Raw genomic sequence first — 14,231 nt, 5'->3', positions numbered from 1 at the left:
CTAGTCCCTATCACCCCCCTCTCAGATCTAGTCGAACAACCTATTTGGATTATGAGGATCGATACTCTCCAGCGCTTACCCCGGTATACTGCTTAAACTTTTTATAAAACCAATCGACATCGGTATATCCCACCTCCAGCGCAATATTGTATATTTTCCCGCTAGTATTTCGTAGACAAACCTTAGCCTTTTCCATTCTGACTTTCATTAAATATTCATTGAAGGATATACCCTCTTCCGATTTAAAGAGTCTTCCCAAATACGTAGGATTCATATATACCTGTTCAGCAATTTGTTTCAGACAGATTTGCTGAGCGAACTGCTCTTGCGCGAACTTCTTAACTGTTTCTATCGTTTGTGATGCTTGAGGTTGTTTTCTATTATTTAAGTACTCAGCAATAATTAGACATCTTTTTTCTACAAGTAGAAACAACGCCTCCATCGACTTCGATTCCATAATCATTGTGAAATCTTGCCATGGTGTCGGAAAAACAGTATTCAAACTGTTCCCATTTTCTTTCACAACACGATATAAATCTACGAACATTTCAACTGCTAATGCTTTCATCGCTTCTTCAGAATGACATCGGATCAATTGGACCCAACGATCTTCTAATAACTGACTGGCTTCCAATGTGTCATTCCATTTCAGTGCGTCAATAATATGTGAAATGTCCCGTTTGGTACTGGCTTCCTTGACGTCAGGTAGCTTTGCTACCTCTCCAGACAGAACACTATTTTTACCAAATAAGAAACGCATGTCTAGCATTTTATCCGCTCTTTGAAAGGATTCAACGACATTCTGTAACGTGTACACCATATTGCCGACACCAATCGTAACAGGTACCTTTGCAAATTGACCTATCCACTCACGCATTTGTTCAGCTTGTGTTCTCACATACTCTTCAGATAGTCCATCACGTTGTCCTATCAATAAGACACCAACATGCTCATGATCTTCCTCAAATGCATATCCTTGATTTCCAATAACATCCTCAATAATATTACGTACAGCGAAACGCTTCAGCAAAACATCTGATTCCATTAACCGATTGTCGAAAGAATCCATAAATTCCATATGCACTTTGAATGCACAGAATGCACCCTCACTAGACTCTAATATACCTACCAGAGGAAAATGTTCAACGACGTCTTCTGCACGAATCAATCCGTGTGCCCACTTTTTCAACATTTGATCCCGCATAGCTTGCACACCGTGATACAGCTGTTTGTCGATCAATTGTAGATGTTCAATTTCTAATTTAATATTTTGCAAAAGTGGTATGAATTCATCCTCTTCTACCGGCTTTAACAAATAATCCTTCACACCGTATTCGAGGCACTTTTTGACATAATCAAATTCTGCATAACCACTCATCATAATGATAGGAATTCGCGAGAACTTTCTAATTTCCTTAACGAGTTCTAACCCATCCATCACAGGCATTTTAATATCACTGATCACTAAAGAGAATACTTTCGATTGCAATAGATCTAAGGCTTGCTTGCCATTCGCTGCCTCCCCCGCGATTTGAAAGCCATACTCGTTCCAATCCAATAAATATTTCAAAGTCTTAATGGCCCCTGGTTCATCATCAATCAACAATACCTGATGCATCGGAGGATCCTCCTCTCGTATAATATGGCAAGCAGACTATCACGACAGTGCCTATATCATTCGAGCTATCGATCTGCAGACCATATGGTAACCCGAATATTTTCTGAACGCGATCTTGAACATTTCGAAGTCCGATATGGTTGGAATCGTGCATGTCTGATTGCTGATTTAAAATCTCCTTGATATCTTTCAGACGATCCTTGGGAATACAAGGTCCATCATTCTGAACGATCAGCTGGTAATTGTTCTCATCAACGATTCGTGCGTAGATTGAAATAGTCGTTTTTTGCTCGTAGTTTTCTACCCCATGTACGACGGCATTCTCTACCAGAGTTTGTAGGATCAGCTTCGGCACCTTCATATCCATGAGGTTCTCCGGGATTCTGATGTCATTAGCCATTCGCTCACCAAAACGGAAGCGCTGTATTTTCAAATATGTATCTACAATCTCAATTTCATCGGCTAAAGGAATCATTTGACCGCTCTTCCCTAGTAGATGACGAAATGACTTGGCAAGTAGCTTCACCATTCTTGCATTTTCCTTATCCCCTTTTTCCAGCAGGTTGCCACATATCGCATTCAGAACATTGAATAAGTAATGTGGATGAATTTGGGTTTGTAGTGCGTAAAGCTCACTTTCTTTTGTCTTGATCTCTAATTCTTTCTTTTGAATAACCATTTCATATCCGTCGTGAATAAGACGCTCCATACGTCTTACCATGCGGTTATAAGCTATCGTTAGAATGCTAGCCTCATCTTTTCCCTTTACAGACGTTAAAATCTGAAGATTATCTAGATTCATTTGTTTCATCTTGTCCGTCAGTATGCTCAATCGTTTAGTGAACCCGTAGGATATGCTGAAGATAATAACACCGAACAGAAGAAGAAAGACACTGAACAGAACAAATGTAAATCTGCGCATTTCATCTACTTTAATTGTAAGTTCATCCAACGGTGTCAGTGAAGCTACACTGATACCTCTAACGCTATGTCGTGAGTTAACCGTTTGGAAATTCATCAGATATGATTGATTGTCAACCAAGGTAATTTGACTCTCGGAACCATTCTGTTGATTAGCATGAAGGAAGGGGTAATCTTGTAGCTTCTTTCCTACGACATTCTGCTGAAAGCTATCCATGATCGCAGTACCATCTGCTAGAAAAACGATAAATCGTGTTCTCTTACTTTCTTTGGCGATCAAATTATATATGGTTTGCATATTGATATCTAACGACACGAACAATCGGGCATCTGTCTTATATTTACTCAATCTTTGTGTCAATCTCAGAAAGTTCAGATGATAATACTCATCTTCTCCTTCATATGACCAATAATTATTTAGTTTGTTATTGATCATCATTTGATACCAGGAACTTTGTTTCATATCATTATTAATCAGTTTGACATTGGGAAATTGATAGGTTGCATTCTCAGTAAAGAATGTCATACGGAATATATTTCTAGACCCTGTAATCGATTTAGTAAAAGGGTTCAAGTATTCATCATAAGATTGTTGAGTATCAGCAAAATCAGAATATATCGTAAGCATCTTGGTTTGTAATTCTTCATTCAGAAATAAGAAATCCGTGACCTGTTCATAGGATTGTAATAAACTATCAATATTTTGAGTGAACTGGGAAGTGGAATGTACCGCATTTTCAGATATTTTCTCGAATACGAACTGATTATAAGATCTTAGGATATAGTAAATTAAACAACCTAAAAAGAGAGCCACAACAATCATGGTAGTCAGAAAGAAACTAGTTCTTATTTTCATAAATTCCGATCACCATCCTACCATTCTTTTGCATCCCTTCATTATAATACATAGGGCCGGGAAATAGATTACTCCGGCCCATCTTTTTAAATTTTTTTTGCTCACATACAAATTTCTATTGGGCGGTTGCTTTGTTGTACTCTTCAACAACTACCTTCCATGCTTTGGTAAACAGATCTTCTAATTCCTTCTGTCCAGCTGATTCGATTTGTTTCTGGTACTTTTCCCAATCTTTGTCGAAATTCTTGGACATCACTAGCTTAGGTGATTCACGATCCCATACTTGCTGAATTCTCTTGGAAAGGGCAGCAGCGCCTTCTGGTTCTGCGATTTGCCACAAGAATGAAGGAACATATTCAAGTGGTGGCAAGAAGTCGGCCCAAGTATCTTTTTTGTAAGCAGCAAGCACTTCTTTCGTCACATCATCATATCCACGTATCATATACTCTTTGGTCAATGGCGTTGCATAATCGCCATCATCCAACTTAGCTCCATGCCCGAAGGAGAATCGATTATAGTTATTCCCAAGCCCTTGCTTCCAATTATAGTCGGAATCGGCGGCCATCTTTTGGATGATTTCATCGCTTCTAAAGCGTTTCCCATCCTTGATTTCATAATCGACGCCTTCAATCCCCCAGCTGATCAACTTCTGTCCTTCATCTGTAAATAAAAAATCAATAAATTGAATGACACGTTCCGGATGTTTGTTATTCTTCGATATCGCCCAGTTGTTATTGGACCAAGTTGGTGTAAATGCATTAGAATGATCCTCTACATTTGGATCGAATAGAATTGGAAGCTTCGCATATTGACGGTTAAGATTGCCTGATGACTTAATCGAACTCTCTGGCGCTGATAAGAACCACTCGGGATAATATCCAGCTAGGATGCGTCCTTGTGCAATTTTGGATGGAGCCGTATCGTAAGTGAGCGTGAAGATTTCTTTATCAAGCAGACCCTCGGCATAAAGCTTATTCAAGAATTGATAGTACTTTTTGCTATTGTCTGAGACAAGGTTCAAATGTACTTGATTCCCGCTGTCAATGATGAAATTCCCATGGTCAGGCTGTCCTCCTGCACTAAGAGATGGATTATTGTAAACAAAGCTAGATCCAATACCAGAGAACGGGATGGTTGGCTGACCATCGATCGTCGGATGCTTCTTATAATACTCAAATAACACATCGTAAAGTTGATCTAAGGTCTTAATCTCTGGATATCCCGCTTCCTTCAACACCTCGTATTGAATTGCAAAATTCGCCTGTGAATTTGCTGGCGTTTCTGTGGCCGTTTGAACGTTGTACAATGAATAGATATGTCCATCGGCATCTTTTAACAAGTTATAGAACTTCCCGAATTTCTTTTTGATATTCGGACCATACTGCTCAATTAAGTCTTCAAGAGGCATAAGCGCACCAGCATCCCGATATTTACCGAGGACTCTTGGTTGAAGGCTCAAGACTTCCGGGTAATCGCCAGAAGCTAACCACAGATCATACTTTTGTTGAGCAACATCGGATCCCCCAATGATTGGGATATACTCAAATGAAACGCCTGTTGTTTCTGTCAGCTTTTTGGAAATGGGCGTGTCCCATCTCGCTTGGGGATCTGTAGTGTTAATTTTGAACGTAATGGCTTCTGGTGTAGATGGTTTGTCATCGGTCGTTGATACTGGAGTATTGGTCTCTGTTGTACCTGTCTGATCGTCCTCTTTCTCACTCTTACTGCATCCTACAATGAGTAGTACAATAAGTAATACCGACATGAATACTCCTAGCTTTTTTTTCACATTCGACACCCTTCCCCTTATTATTTATCATCAAAGGCAATAAATTGCCTTACGATAACTATTCCTTCATGGCTCCCAAGGTAATCCCTTTGACGAAGTATTTCTGTAGAAATGGATAGACTAATAAAATCGGCAGCGTAACAATGATCGTCAACGTTGCTCTAATAGATTCCGGGCTCGTTGTATTGACTAACGTTGGATCAATATGACCCGTGGACGAAGCGCTACCTGTAACTTGACTAATGGATTGCATTAATATTTTCATAAGTTCGAACTGAAGCAGTGATAGATTCTGTGATGTATTATATAAATAATTGTCGAACCAAGAATTCCAATGTCCAACAGAGATAAATAACGTAATGGTTGCGATAACCGGCATGCTTATCGGCACAAGTACGCGGAATAGAATTTGGAAATCACTTGCACCATCTATTCTAGCGGATTCAGATAACCCTTCAGGTAATTGGTCAAAGTAGCTACGAACGATGAGAACGTTGAAGGCACTGATCAATCCTGGAAGAATATATACTAGAAATGTATCGGTCAAATGTAAATCCTTGATTAGTATATAGAAAGGAATCAGCCCACCGCTCACATACATGCTCATGACCATGACCAACGCGAGTATTTTGCGAAGCTTATAATCCCGTCGACTAAGTGTATACGCTAGCATTGTTGTCATAAACACGGATAGTAGAGTTCCAATTACGGTCCGCAACAAGGAGCGAACAGCGGCGGATAATAGCTGAGGGTTCGAGAAAACGATTTCGTAATTGCTTGTTGTCCAAACTCTTGGAAGGATTCGAATGCCTCCCTTGACGGTATCTATCGACTCATTAAGCGATATGGCCATGAGATTCAGAAATGGATATAACGTAATGATGCCGATCAGCAACAGGAAGCTATAATTGAAGATATTAAATAGGACACTGCTTAAAGGTCTTCCCCTCAAAATGGTTCCTCCCTTCTAGAATATTTTACCTTGATCTAATTTCCTTGCCAGAAAATTGACAGACAATACAAGAATAATACTGACAATCGATTTGAAAATACTGATCGCCACCCCTAGAGAGTAGTCGCCAATACTAAAGGCATAATTCATCGCATATAGGTCGAGTACCTGAGAATATTCAATAACAAGGTTACTTCCTAACAAAAACTGAGATTCAAATCCGCTGGATAATATCCAACCTGTATTTAATATCAACAGCATCATTGCGGTCGGTATTAAGCCGGGAATAGAGATATGCCACATCTTGCTGAACCTTCCTGCACCATCAACTGAAGCGGCTTCATATAGTTCGGTATTAACCCCTCCTAGTACAGCCAGATAGATGATTGTACTCCAGCCCAACTCCTTCCATAGGCCAGCAAATGTATGGATCCACCAGAACCATTTGCCCTCGGCCATGAAGTATATCGGCTCATTAATGATTCCTGCTGTCATAAGAAGTTCGTTTATAAAACCTCCATCCGGAGAAAGTCCCACCAAGATAATATTAGCTATGACGATCCAAGATACGAAATGCGGAATATAAGTGATCGTTTGAATCGTGCGTTTGAACAATGAGAATTTAACTTCATTCAACAACAATGCAAGTACAATCGCTCCAATGAAGCCGGCGCCAAGACTCATGATACTCATCACTATTGTGTTCCTCAGAACCTCATAGAATATGGGGTCTTTGAACAATATTCTAAACGTATCCAACCCAGTGAATTCGCTTCCAAGTACACCTTTGGCAGGAGAATATTTCTGAAATGCCATGATCCAACCCCACAATGGAACGTAACTGAACAATATCAGAATTAACATCGCAGGGATTGACATGATGATTAACTGATGTTGAGACTTAGCAATGGATAACCATCCTTTTGAGGTCTTTTGAATTGGAGTTGAAGTCTTAATTACTCTCTCTATTGCTCTCACCTCCTTCTTTTCCTTTATTTTGCATGCAAAAGAGTAGAGATACAACCGGGTGTACGATAGGAGAACCCACGACAAATCATACATGTGTAAGTGAATATTGCAACAAGTACTCATCTAATAGATGAGTACTTGTTCGTGTTCTAATGATAATTTATATAAATTACATGATACGCACTTATTTAATTCCAGATTCACTCATATATTGTAGCCATTGCTTTTTGTATTCTGTTTGTATTTTTTCCAAGCCCGCTGCATTTGCTTTGTCCATAAATGTTTTCACTCCAGCTTCAACATCTGGAACAAGACCTGCGAGAAGAGGATATAGATATTGTTTCTCCACTTGTTCTAACGCAGCCTTTTCAGATTGATATGAAGAATAATCCTCTGCGAAACCAATAAATATATCCGGTGTCTGAATTTTATCAAGTTCTTCAAAAATTTCCTTCACACCATCATACCCGGGATCAAACAACATGAATTCTGGAACTCTCCAAGCCCAGCCATTCATACCTTCTCTAGGGAAACCATTCGTATTGTTGTCGCCAATCATCTTGTAATAACCATTATCAATCGTATAATGTGTACCTTCAATGCCATATTGCGTTAATTGATTATAAGCTTTGTCTGTTATCATTTTCTCGTAGAAAGCAAGCGCTCTTTCTGGGTTCTTACTGTCTTTTGGAATGGCAAAGCCGTTATGCATAGGATGATTCGGTTCCGCATGTCCTTTAATGAAAGGGGCAGGCGAGTATGCGAGTTCCCAATCTGGGTGTGTTGCAGCCATTCGCATCTTTTGATCATTAAATCGAGTTGGATTATCACCCGTTAATGCAGCAGCCTTACCATTAACAAGTAAATCCACATCTTTAGAGTTCAATATATTTTTTGGCCAAAATCCTTTATCTGCCCATCTTTTATATAATTTCAAGTCAGCTAATTGTGCTTCTGACCCCCAATAGGAAGTAACCTCCGTTGGCTTCCTATACTTAATGCCCATCCCATAAGGCACGCCTAAGCCTACAGTATCAAACGTTATGTCCGTAATGCGATCTGAGATCCCATTAACGGCTGTATCCCCAAGGGGAGTAATTCCAGGTTCATTCTTCTTTATCCCGTCTAAATAGGCTTCAAAAGATTCTAATGTAGTCGGTTTAGGTAAATTGTGCTTCTTTCTCAAATCTTCTCGATATACAAATCCTTGTGTTACATATTCTTTATAGGTAGCAGGAACTGTGAAGATTTTCCCGTCGATCTTAACGCCTTCCCACATTTCCTTTGGTACATAGCTGTTTAATTTCGGAGCTACCGTTGGGAGTAAATCGTCTAATGGTAAGAAAGCACCCTTCTTAGCAAAAGATTGAAATTGTGTCCATTCAGCTGTAAATATTAAATCAACATTCTGACCAGTCGTTAGGAGCAAACGATACTTTTGATCCCAATCCGTCCAAGTTGTAAAGTTGAATTTAACGGTCGCATTCAAATCTTTCAAGGACATTTCATTGATTTTAGATTCAATGATGGCTAGATCCTTTGGTGCATCACCTAACATGTAGAATTGTAATTCCACTTTTTTAGAAATATCTAGACTTGGTTTTGATGCATCTGTTGCATCAGGTTCCTTATTTGTCACTGTATCTTTTGTTGGAGCTGCCGTTGGCGTACTGTTATTGGGGCTGTTACACCCGGCTAATAAAGTCATGACCAAAATGAACACCATTGTTAGTTTAAGAAATTTTCTATTGTTCTTTTTCATGTGAATCCTCCCTTTTATTATCAATTATATGTAGGCTGGTGGGTATATCCCACTACAGTTCTAACCCTTGACAGCACCAATCGTTAAACCTTTAACAAAGAACCTTTGAATGAATGGATACAAGAAGAGTATAGGCCCAGTTGCAATCATTGCCATCGCCAATTTCATTGACTCCGTTGGCATATCAAAGCCAAGTGAAACGCCTGTACTTACGCCTAGTTGCGAAACGAATTGCGCAGCATTCAGAATATTGTACAGATAATATTGCAACTCATATTTGCCTGGCGTATTAATAAATAACGAAGACATAAACCAGCCATTCCAATACTGCAAAGCTAAGAACAAACCAACCGTTGCTATGCCGGGCATGGCTAAGGGTAGGACGATTCGATAGTATATTCTAAAATCATTTGCACCATCGATCTTGGCTGATTCAGATAACTCATCAGGAACTGCTGATTTAATGAAGCTTCTCATGAGAATAATTAGGAATGGGGACACAAGTCCTGGGAAAATTAATGCCATATATGAATCGGTTAATTTCAGATAATTAGTCATTAGAATATACCAAGGGACTAAGCCACCCCCGAAGAGAGTTGTGAAATAGATGAAAAAACTTAATTTATTGCGATATTTAAAATCTTTTCTCTGTAGCACATATCCTGCCATCGTCATTAAGAAAAGTCCTATTAACGTTCCTATTAACGTAACAGAGATAGTAACCATGTAAGCCTTGAGAATGGTCTGCGGGAATGCAAGCGCAACCTGATATGCTCTTAAAGAAAACACCTTCGGAATTAAGTGATATCCATTCACGATAATGGATTCATTTTCTGTTAATGAGCCAGACAATAGTAATAGAAATGGGAATATGCAGATCATAGACAGAAATAGTATTATTGCGTATCCAATGATATTAAATAAGTAAGTTTCTGTTTTTACTGATTTCAATTGGTTACCTCCTTCGTAAGCGTATTCTCTTTAAAATAATGCATAATCTTCATTGGCCTTTTTGATGAAGTAGTTAACGGTAATGATTAAGATAAATCCAAATGTAGATTGAAATAACCCGGCCGCGGTTGCCATACCAATATCAAAGGTAACTCTAAGCGAACGATATACATAGGTATCAATAATGTCAGTTGCATTAAATAACAAGCCATTATTACCAATAAGTTGATAAAATAGTTCGAATTGTCCTTTCATAATGGAGCCTAAGGAGAATAGAAATAAAATCATAAAGGTTGGCTTTAGCATCGGAATCGTAATATTCCAGATACGTTGGAATATAGACGCACCATCTATCTTCGCAGCTTCATAATACTCTTCACTAATCCCTGTGATCGTTGCTAGATATATAATCATTGTGTACCCCAGATTCTTCCATACATAGAAAACAACTAATAGAATCACCCAATCACCAGGTGTATTGTAAATATCTCTTGGTGCTAGATCTAACATTTTCAAGGTAGAATTCACAAAACCAGATTCATAATTAAACATGTTATAGACAATCGCATTTAATAAAACAAATGAAATGAAGTAGGGTAAGAACATGATAGATTGTGTTATCTTCTTGAACCATTTTCCTTTTAACTCACTAAGCATGATTGAGCAAAAAATCGCTAGTGCATTCACCATAATTATAAAAGCAAAATTATATCCAATTGTGTTTCTTGCTAATAACCACAACATTCCTGATTTAACTAGGAATTTAAAGTTTTCCAATCCAACAAAAGGACTTCCAAATAATCCCCCAGCGAAATCAAATCTCGTAAACGCATAGTAAATTCCGATCATGGGTGCATATGAATTAATTAAGAAAAACAATAACGTAGGTGTGAGCATAAGGAATAAAACCTTATTTTTCTTTAATTCGTGTAAGAATCCTCTTTTGGGAATCATAGGATATCCCCTCCTCTTATTTCTATATTCTGAATCTAATCGATATTTCAAACAACCTGATACAAAATACTACAAAGCCCTACAAACAATACATAATGAATTTAATTAAAAACACAAAAAGGTACCCATCGAATAGATGAGTACTTATATGATGTAAATCCAATTAATAAAATAATCCTTTTTAAAAATTGAGTTTTTGGGTATACATATAACATCATCTTTAGGAGGCAAATATATGTTACATAATGGCGATCTCTATTGGGACACAACCGTAATCAAAGAAAATCATTTTCCGAAAGTAGAAACTAATCTAAAGACTCAAGTCCTTGTCATTGGTGGGGGAATGTCTGGAAGTCTAGCATCATATGTCCTTTCAAATGCTGGTTATGAAGTTACGGTAATAGACAGAAAGACAATAGGTGGTGGCAGTAGCTCCGCTAATACAGGACTGCTTCAATATTCAAGTGATATGATGCTCTCAGAACTTGCTAAGGATATAGGCGAAGAACAAGCTGTACTCTTTTACACCATGTGTCTTGATGGCATGGATAGTCTTACCGCGTTAAATAACAATTTAGAGTTAAACACAGATTATATATTAAGAGATAGCATCTTCTATGCATCAAATCGAGATGATAAACAGAGTTTAATAACGGAATATGAGTATTTAAGTAAGTATGACTTTCCGGTTAAATATTTAGATAATCAAGAATTAAAGTCCACTTATGGTATAGATAAACCGTGTGCACTAAGAACTTGGCATGATGCCGAAGTCAATCCCTATAAATTCATTAACGCATTGACTCATGAGAACAAGAAATCGGGCGTTAGATATTTTGAAAATACATCTATTGACTTAGATCATATTCATGAGGATTTCGTCTTAACAAAGGATGGTTTCAAAGTTGAATTTGAACATATCATATTAGCTACAGGATATGCGAAGCTATATGATGTAATCAAAGGTAAAGCTACCATTGGTAGGACTTATGCTTTTAGCTCAAAGCCACTTACTACTACACCTTGGATAGATAATGTTATGGTCTGGGAAACTAAAAATCCCTATCTCTATTGTAGAACAACCAGAGATCATAGAATCATAGCTGGCGGACTTGATGAAGATATGAACACGGTCGAGAAAGACCTTAATAAGATCAATAAAAAAAATACAGAATTATTAAAAAAGGTTCAATCTATCATGGGGGATATCGACATAGAAATTGATTGTAGTTGGAATGCACTGTTTGGGAGTTCTAAAGATGGCATGCCTTTTATAGGAAGAGATCCTTTACAGGATAATAAGTATTATCTGTTGGGGTATGAAGGGAATGGCACTTGTTACTCGATGAGTGGTGCCAAGATCATTAAAGATTTAATTGAAAACAAAGAAAATCCTTATGTAGAACTTCTTAGAGTAGATAGAAAAGTAAAATGAGGTATTACGTGTAAGCAAGCACAATTTACTTGATAATCTCTTGAAATTTGGCTACATACTGTGCAGCTAGTTCAGTAATCAGGTCATAACGGTCATCTTTTGCAGGAGCTGTTAAGTTCCCACCAATACCAACAGCGATACAGCCATTACGAATCCACTGTTCCATATTATTCAGATCTACGCCACCTGTTGGCATGATGTTCACATGAGGCATAGGTCCTTTAACTGCCTTAATATAATCAGGTCCGAAGGCGCTACCTGGGAATAATTTCAGAACATCAACTCCCAGCTTTAATGCTTCTTTCATTTCATTCAAGGTCAAGCAACCTGGCATGTAAGGAATACCATACAGATTACACATCTTTGCTGTCTCTTCTTCAAAAGAGGGACTGACCACAAATTCAGCGCCTGCCAAAATAGCAATTCTGGCTGTTAAGGGATCCAGTACCGTACCCGCTCCAATAACAGCCCGATCTCCGTATTTCTTAGCGAGACTTTTAATAGCCTGATCTGCATCAGGTGTTGTGAAGGTCACCTCAATATTATTAAGCCCCCCTTCGATACAGGCCTCAGACATTCGAACAGCTACTTCGGCCGTATCTGCTCGAATAACAGCAACAACCCCTACCGATGAAATATTTTGTAATACTCTAATTTTCTTCATTTCGTGTCATTCCCTCCAATGTTAAAAAGATTAGCTAACCTCAAACATAGCAACAATTTTCTAATATGTAACATATAGTTTACTAAATTTAATAAATTATTTTTTGTTATACTTGAAATAATAGTTATAATTATCATATTAGTCAATATCATTTTTTGAGAAATGTTTTTTATTGAATTATTATAATATCAACAAAGCCTTACATATCAACAGTTTTTGAATATTTATGGATTAATTTAATTATCTCAACTTATCAATAAGGGAAATGTTATTGTTAAAAACCGGTTTATGTGATAATTTCTAATTATGAATTTTAAAACACGATTAGATAAATATTGTCACAAAAATTTACTTACTTCGTTGAATAAAAAACAAATACTTGGTTGATCTAATACGATAAGGAGGCATATATAGTGAATACTCATTTGGATGTAGTTACTTTTGGAGAACCTATGGCGATGTTTTATGCCAATGAACCTGGACCACTACATGAATGCAACTCTTTTTCCAAAGCACTTGCAGGTGCCGAATCGAACGTGGCGATAGGATTATCCCGTTTAGGATTGAATGTTGGTCTTGTGACCAAACTAGGCAACGATAACTTTGGTAGATTTATCATAGACTCTCTAAACAATGAGAAGATTGATACCCAAAGTGTAACATTTACAGAAGACTATTCCACAGGGATGTTAGTGAAATCTAAAGTTCTAACAGGTGATCCTGTTGTAGAATATTTTCGTAAGAATTCTGCTGCATCTAAATTAGACGTACCTGATTTCAATGAAGATTATTTCTCTTCAGCCAGACATATGCACATGACGAGTATACCCACAGCACTATCTAACGAATGCCACAATTTTTCTATCCATGCTATGAAATTTATGAAGAAATTAGGAAAGAAAATATCCTTCGATCCTAATCTACGTCCTAAATTATGGGCAGATACGGAAACGATGGTGAGTACCATTAACGATTTAGCCATCCAATGCGATTGGTTCTTTCCAGGAATAAGTGAGGGGAAAATATTGACTGGGTTTGAGAACCCCGAGGATATTGCTTCATATTATTTAGAGCGTGGTATTTCTCTTGTTGTTATTAAATTAGGTGCAGATGGAGCTTATTATAAAACAGCTGATCAAGAAGGATACGTTCACGGCTTCCATGTAGCCAAAGTGGTCGATACCGTTGGAGCTGGTGATGGATTTGCCGTAGGTGTAGTCAGTGCGCTTCTTGATGGTCTATCCGTTGAGGAAGCTACACGACGTGGGAATGCAATCGGCGCTCTTGCTATCATGTCACCTGGTGACAGTGATGGATTTCCTACGCGTGAGCGATTGGATGCATTTATGAAGCTCTAGAC

General features: G+C 38.0%; 11 protein-coding genes. 2 read left to right on the top strand and 9 right to left on the bottom strand.

Annotation, left to right across the window (positions count from 1 at the left end):
- Nucleotides 1-49: 49 nt before the first annotated feature.
- The 8 genes from ACH8E3_RS07750 to ACH8E3_RS07715 all read right to left on the bottom strand — a co-directional run bounded on the left by ACH8E3_RS07750 (nucleotide 50) and on the right by ACH8E3_RS07715 (nucleotide 10,772).
- A complete protein-coding gene (locus tag ACH8E3_RS07750) occupies nucleotides 50-1,618 on the bottom strand; it encodes a response regulator (protein ID WP_458632048.1) in 1,569 nt (522 codons plus the stop codon).
- The gene (locus ACH8E3_RS07745) at nucleotides 1,596-3,395 is read right to left on the bottom strand and encodes a sensor histidine kinase (RefSeq protein WP_458632047.1); all 1,800 of its coding nucleotides are present in this window, start codon (nucleotides 3,393-3,395) and stop codon (nucleotides 1,596-1,598) included. The genes ACH8E3_RS07750 and ACH8E3_RS07745 overlap by 23 nt, the downstream gene beginning before the upstream one ends.
- Before the next feature lie 115 nt (nucleotides 3,396-3,510).
- Nucleotides 3,511-5,184: an extracellular solute-binding protein gene (locus ACH8E3_RS07740; protein ID WP_458632046.1), complete on the bottom strand. Its 1,674-nt coding sequence runs from the start codon at nucleotides 5,182-5,184 to the stop codon at nucleotides 3,511-3,513.
- A 58-nt stretch (nucleotides 5,185-5,242) separates the two neighbouring features.
- Entirely contained in the window at nucleotides 5,243-6,136 is an 894-nt protein-coding gene (locus ACH8E3_RS07735; RefSeq protein WP_458632045.1) for a carbohydrate ABC transporter permease, read from the bottom strand.
- Between the two features lie 15 nt (nucleotides 6,137-6,151).
- Nucleotides 6,152-7,114 (bottom strand): ABC transporter permease, encoded by a 963-nt coding sequence (locus ACH8E3_RS07730; RefSeq protein ID WP_458632044.1) that lies wholly within the window; start codon nucleotides 7,112-7,114, stop codon nucleotides 6,152-6,154.
- Nucleotides 7,115-7,289: 175 nt separating this feature from the next.
- Nucleotides 7,290-8,873: an extracellular solute-binding protein gene (locus tag ACH8E3_RS07725; RefSeq protein ID WP_458632111.1), complete on the bottom strand. Its 1,584-nt coding sequence runs from the start codon at nucleotides 8,871-8,873 to the stop codon at nucleotides 7,290-7,292.
- Between the two features lie 54 nt (nucleotides 8,874-8,927).
- On the bottom strand, nucleotides 8,928-9,818 hold the full coding sequence (locus ACH8E3_RS07720; RefSeq protein WP_458632043.1) for a carbohydrate ABC transporter permease: 891 nt from the start codon (nucleotides 9,816-9,818) through the stop codon (nucleotides 8,928-8,930).
- A 30-nt stretch (nucleotides 9,819-9,848) separates the two neighbouring features.
- The gene (locus ACH8E3_RS07715) at nucleotides 9,849-10,772 is read right to left on the bottom strand and encodes an ABC transporter permease (protein ID WP_458632042.1); all 924 of its coding nucleotides are present in this window, start codon (nucleotides 10,770-10,772) and stop codon (nucleotides 9,849-9,851) included.
- 235 nt (nucleotides 10,773-11,007) lie between these two features.
- Here ACH8E3_RS07715 and ACH8E3_RS07710 point away from each other — a divergent pair, with 235 nt between their 5' ends.
- A complete protein-coding gene (locus ACH8E3_RS07710) occupies nucleotides 11,008-12,207 on the top strand; it encodes an NAD(P)/FAD-dependent oxidoreductase (protein WP_458632041.1) in 1,200 nt (399 codons plus the stop codon).
- Between the two features lie 25 nt (nucleotides 12,208-12,232).
- On the opposite strand, the gene ACH8E3_RS07705 is transcribed toward ACH8E3_RS07710, so the two are convergent.
- Nucleotides 12,233-12,871, bottom strand: a complete 639-nt coding sequence (locus ACH8E3_RS07705) for a bifunctional 2-keto-4-hydroxyglutarate aldolase/2-keto-3-deoxy-6-phosphogluconate aldolase (RefSeq protein ID WP_458632040.1) — start codon at nucleotides 12,869-12,871, stop codon at nucleotides 12,233-12,235.
- Between the two features lie 413 nt (nucleotides 12,872-13,284).
- Between ACH8E3_RS07705 and ACH8E3_RS07700 the strand changes: the two genes are divergently transcribed.
- Complete coding sequence (locus ACH8E3_RS07700; protein ID WP_458632039.1) at nucleotides 13,285-14,229, top strand: sugar kinase; 945 nt, start codon at nucleotides 13,285-13,287, stop codon at nucleotides 14,227-14,229.
- The last annotated feature ends 2 nt before the right edge of the window (nucleotides 14,230-14,231 follow it).

This window comes from Paenibacillus sp. CMAA1364, assembly GCF_054373195.1.
This window is presented reverse-complemented; position numbering and strand designations above follow the sequence as displayed.